Source organism: Streptomyces sp. SAS_272, assembly GCF_052543235.1.
Genome location: NZ_JBMNDR010000146.1, coordinates 1 through 4,420 on the forward strand (window position 1 = coordinate 1; position 4,420 = coordinate 4,420).

Annotated in this window: 3 protein-coding genes; all 3 read right to left on the reverse strand. The window is 71.9% G+C overall.

What is annotated here, in order from left to right; genetic code table 11:
* A partial coding sequence (locus tag ACN6LD_RS40595) for a type I polyketide synthase (RefSeq protein WP_445045778.1) occupies window positions 1-2,158 on the reverse strand: 2,158 nt, incomplete at its 3' end.
* 283 nt (window positions 2,159-2,441) lie between these two features.
* Complete coding sequence (locus ACN6LD_RS40600; RefSeq protein ID WP_445045779.1) at window positions 2,442-3,236, reverse strand: futalosine hydrolase; 795 nt, start codon at window positions 3,234-3,236, stop codon at window positions 2,442-2,444.
* Entirely contained in the window at window positions 3,233-4,300 is a 1,068-nt protein-coding gene (locus ACN6LD_RS40605) for a glucose-1-phosphate thymidylyltransferase (RefSeq protein ID WP_306946474.1), read from the reverse strand. Before ACN6LD_RS40605 ends, ACN6LD_RS40600 begins: the two co-directional genes overlap by 4 nt.
* Window positions 4,301-4,420: the final 120 nt, after the last annotated feature.

The following is a 4,420-nucleotide window of genomic DNA, read 5'->3' on the forward strand; positions in this document are numbered from 1 at the left end:
CCACCACCGCCCGCGGACCGTTCACCGCAGCGACCGACACCTGCGCCCCACGGCCCTCCAACAGCGGCACCACCTCGTCCTCGGACGCCTGGAGGGCGAACATCGCACCGCCTGACGGCAACGCCTGCATCAACCGACCCCGCGCCACCACCAGCGCACACGCATCCTCCAGCGAGAACACACCCGCCACATGCGCAGCAGCGATCTCACCCACCGAATGACCCATCAGGAAGTCCGGACGCACCCCGAACGACTCCACCAGACGGAACAACGCCACCTCAACCGCGAACAACGCAGGCTGCGCCCACTCCGTACGCTCCAGCAGCGATGTGTCCTCGCCGAAGATCACATCCCGCAACCCACCCCCCACCTGCACGCACACCGCGTCGAACGCCTCCGCGAACACCGGAAACGCCTCATACAACCCACGCCCCATCCCCACCCGCTGCGCACCCTGACCCGCGAACAAGAACGCCGTCCGACCACCCCGGGCCGTCCCGAGCGCGGTGCGCGCGTCGGGCTCGCCCGTGGCCAGCGCGGAGAGCCCGGCGAGGAGTTCGGCGCGGTCGTGGCCCTGGATCACGGCGCGGGCCTCGAAGGCGGTGCGGGTGGTGGCCAGGGAGGCCGCCAGGTCGTAGAGATCGGTGTCCGGGCGCTCGGTCAGGTGGGCGGCGAGGCGGCCGGCCTGGCCGCGCAGCGCGGTCTCGTCGCGGGCGGAGAGGAGCCACGGCAGGACCGGGAGGGCGGAACGGGGTTCCTGTTCCGGGGCGGTCTCGTCCGCGGAGGCTTCGGGGGCCTGCTCGATGACGACGTGGGCGTTGGTGCCGGAGACGCCGAACGCCGAGACTCCGACGCGGTGCGGGTGCTCGACGCGCGGCCAGTCGACGGGCCCGGTGAGCAACCGGACATGACCGGCGCTCCAGTCGACGTGTCGCGAGGGGCGATCGGCGTGCAGGGTGGGCGGCAGGACGCCGTGCCGTAGCGCGAGGACGGACTTGATGACGCCGACGACGCCTGCGGCGGCCTGGGTGTGGCCGATGTTGGATTTCGCCGAGCCGAGCCACAGCGGCCGGTCGGCGGTACGACCCTGGCCGTAGGTGGCGAGAAGCGCCTGGGCCTCGATGGGGTCGCCGAGCGAGGTGCCCGTGCCGTGGGCCTCGACGGCGTCGATCTCGGACGCGGGCAGGCCGGCGTTGGCGAGCGCCGCGAGGATGACGCGCTGCTGGGCCAGGCCGTTGGGTGCGGTCAGCCCGTTGGAGGCGCCGTCCTGGTTGACCGCGCTGCCGCGCAGCACCGCCAGCACCTGATGGCCGTTGCGGCGGGCGTCGGAGAGCCGTTCGACGACGATCGTTCCGGCGCCCTCGGCCCAGCCCGTCCCGTCCGCGTCGTCGGAGAAGGCCTTGCAGCGGCCGTCGCCGGCCAGGCCGCCCTGCTGCTCGAACTCGATGAAGGCGCCGGGGCTGGACATGACGGTGACACCGCCGACGACGGCGAGAGAGCACTCGCCGGAGCGCAGCGACTGGGCGGCCAGGTGCAGGGCGACGAGGGAGGAGGAGCAGGCGGTGTCGACGGTGACGGCCGGGCCCTCGAGCCCCAGGGTGTACGCGACGCGGCCGGAGAGGACCGACATGGAGTTGCCGGTGAGCAGATGGCCCCGGACGTCATCGGGGACCTCGCGCAGCCCGGAGGTGTAGCCCTGGTCGCTGCACCCGACGAACACACCCGAGCGGCTGCCCCGCAATGTGGCGGGATCGATGCCGGCGCGCTCGAAGGCCTCCCAGACCACTTCGAGCAGCAGACGCTGCTGCGGGTCCATCGCGAGCGCCTCGCGCGGGGAGATGCCGAAGAAGGCGGGGTCGAACCGGTCGGCGTCGTCGAGGAAACCGCCACGGCGACGCTCGGCGGCGCCGTTGTCCGGCCCGGGCGCGGTGGACCAGCCCCGGTCGGCGGGCCAGTCGGTCACCGCGTCGGTCCCGTCGACCAGCAGGTCCCAGAAGTCGTCGGGTGTGCGGACGCCGCCGGGCAGGCGGCAGCTCATGCCGACGACGGCGACGGGCTCCTGCTCGCGGGCCTCCAGCTGCCGTAGCCGGCGGCGGGTGTTGTGGAGATCGACGGTGACCCGCTTGAGGTAGTCCCGAAGCTGCGCTTCATTCGTCATGGACTGCCCCCATGCTGATCGGTTCTGTGACGGAACGTGTCCCCGCGCGTGGTCGGCGGGCCCTGTGGGCGTCCGACTGCTGGTGTGCTCCTCGAGCGGTGGGGACAGCATGACCCGGGCCGGGAGCCTTTCTCGGCACCCGGCCGGGTTCTCTGGGGAAACCCTTGAAAATCATGCGCCCGCCGCCATTCACGCAGGCCGGAGCAATGGCCGGTCGGACGGCCCGGATCTGCCAAGGCCCCGAACGGCCTTTTCTTGCACGGGAGTTCGGGTCCCTGGCTGCTCAGGCGTACGGCGGCGGGGCGCCCCGGGTGAGGACGGTGCACAGGACCGCGAAGGCGTCCTGAAGCGCCGTCAGTGCGTCGGGGATGCGCCAGGCGGCGCGGTCGCGGGGGCCGACGGCGTTGGAGACGGTGCGCAGTTCCAGCAGCGGGACGCCGTGGACGGTGGCGGCCTCGGCGACGCCGAAGCCCTCCATCGCCTCGGCCGCGGCTCCGTGGCGTTGCCGTAGGCGCTGGGCGCGTTCCGCGGTGCCGGTGACGGTGGAGACGGTCAGGACGGGGGCGTGGACGGCGCCGAGGACTCCGGCGACGGCGGCGGAGAGACGGGGTGCGCAGGCGTGCTCGGAGGCGCCGAAGCCGAGGCGGTCGATGGAGAGGAATCCGTCGGCGGTCTCGCAGCCGAGGTCGGCGGCGATGACACGGTCGGCGACGACGACGGAACCGACGTCGGCGACCGGCGCGAAGCCCCCCGCGATGCCCGTCGAGACGACCAGGTGGTACCGGTCGCCCCGGACGGCCGCCGCGGTGAGCGCCGCGTCGGTCGCCGCGGCCGCGGCGGCGGGTCCCACTCCCCCCGCCAACAGGTCGGCGACGAGCTGCCGGTGAGGGACGGGACCCTGCCCCGCGTCCGTGCGGTCGGCCCGAACGGACGCGGCGTCCCCGGTGCAGTTGATCCGGAGCGTCTCGCGGCCGGGCAGGGCGCCGCACTCGACCGCCGCGGCAGGGCCCAGGCCTCGCGCGACGGCGTCGCGTTCGGCTCGGACCGCGGTGACGACGAGGAGGCGTACGGCGGTCATGACGAGAGCTGGACGTGCCCGTGATCGCCTATGACGAGGCGGTGGGTGGCAGGCAGTCCGGGGGCGACGGCGACTTTGACGTTGCGGCCGACGAGGGAGGCTGCAACCCGCCGGATCCGGTCGAAGGACGACTCCCGCAGCACGATCGAGTACTCGATCTCGCTGTGGGAGATACGGCAGTTCTCCGCGACCGACGTGGAGGGGCCGACGTACGAGTCGCTGACGACGCTGCCGGCGCCGATGATCACGGGGCCGACGATGCGGGAGCGCCGGACTTCGGCGCCCGCCTCGATCCGGACCCGCCCGATGATCTCGCTCTCGTCGTCGACGTAGCCGTTGACGCAGGGCTGGAGGCGTTCGAGGAGGGTGCGGTTGACCTCCAGCATGTCGGTGACGTTGCCGGTGTCCTTCCAGTATCCGGTGATGACCGTGGAGCGGACCTCCATCCCCTGGTCGATCATCCACTGCAGCGCGTCGGTGATCTCCAGCTCGCCGCGGGGGGACGGCTGGACGGCCCGCACCGCTTCGTGGACGGCCGCCGTGAAGAGGTACACGCCGGCGACGGCCAGGTCGCTGCGCGGCTTGCGCGGTTTCTCCTCGAGCACGAGGACGTTGCCGTTGTCGTCGGTGACCGCCACGCCGAAGGCCGTGGGGTTGCTCACCCGGGTGAGCAGCACCTGGGCGTCGCGTGGGTCCTTGCGGAACTCCTCGACGACGTCGGTGATGCCGTCGAGCACGAAGTTGTCACCGAGGTACATGACGAAGTCGTCGTCGCCCAGGAAGGATTCGGCGATGAGCACGGCGTGGGCGAGCCCCAGGGGTTCGCTCTGCGGGATGTAGGTGACGGTCAGGCCGAAGGCGGAGCCGTCACCGACGGCTGCCTCGATTTCCGGGGCGGTGCTGCCGACGATGACGCCGACGTCGGTGATGCCCGCGGCGGCGATGGATTCGAGACCGTAGAAGAGGATCGGTTTGTTGGCGACCGGGACCAATTGCTTGCTGGACGTGTGGGTGATCGGTCGCAGTCGTGAACCTGATCCCCCCGCGAGCACGAGAGCCTTCACTGTTCCATCCAGGTGACGGGTGAGACGTGGTGGGTGAGACGTTGTCGGTGAGACGTTGTGGGTGGGTGGGGAGGTGATGGGTGAGCGGGGGCGGCCGTTCCGGCCCGGACGCCGTGTCCG

What these genes read in the sequence shown, in the direction of transcription:
- ACN6LD_RS40600 (WP_445045779.1), bottom strand. Translation starts at nt 3,236, where the DNA reads ATGACCGCCGTACGCCTCCTCGTCGTCACCGCGGTCCGAGCCGAACGC.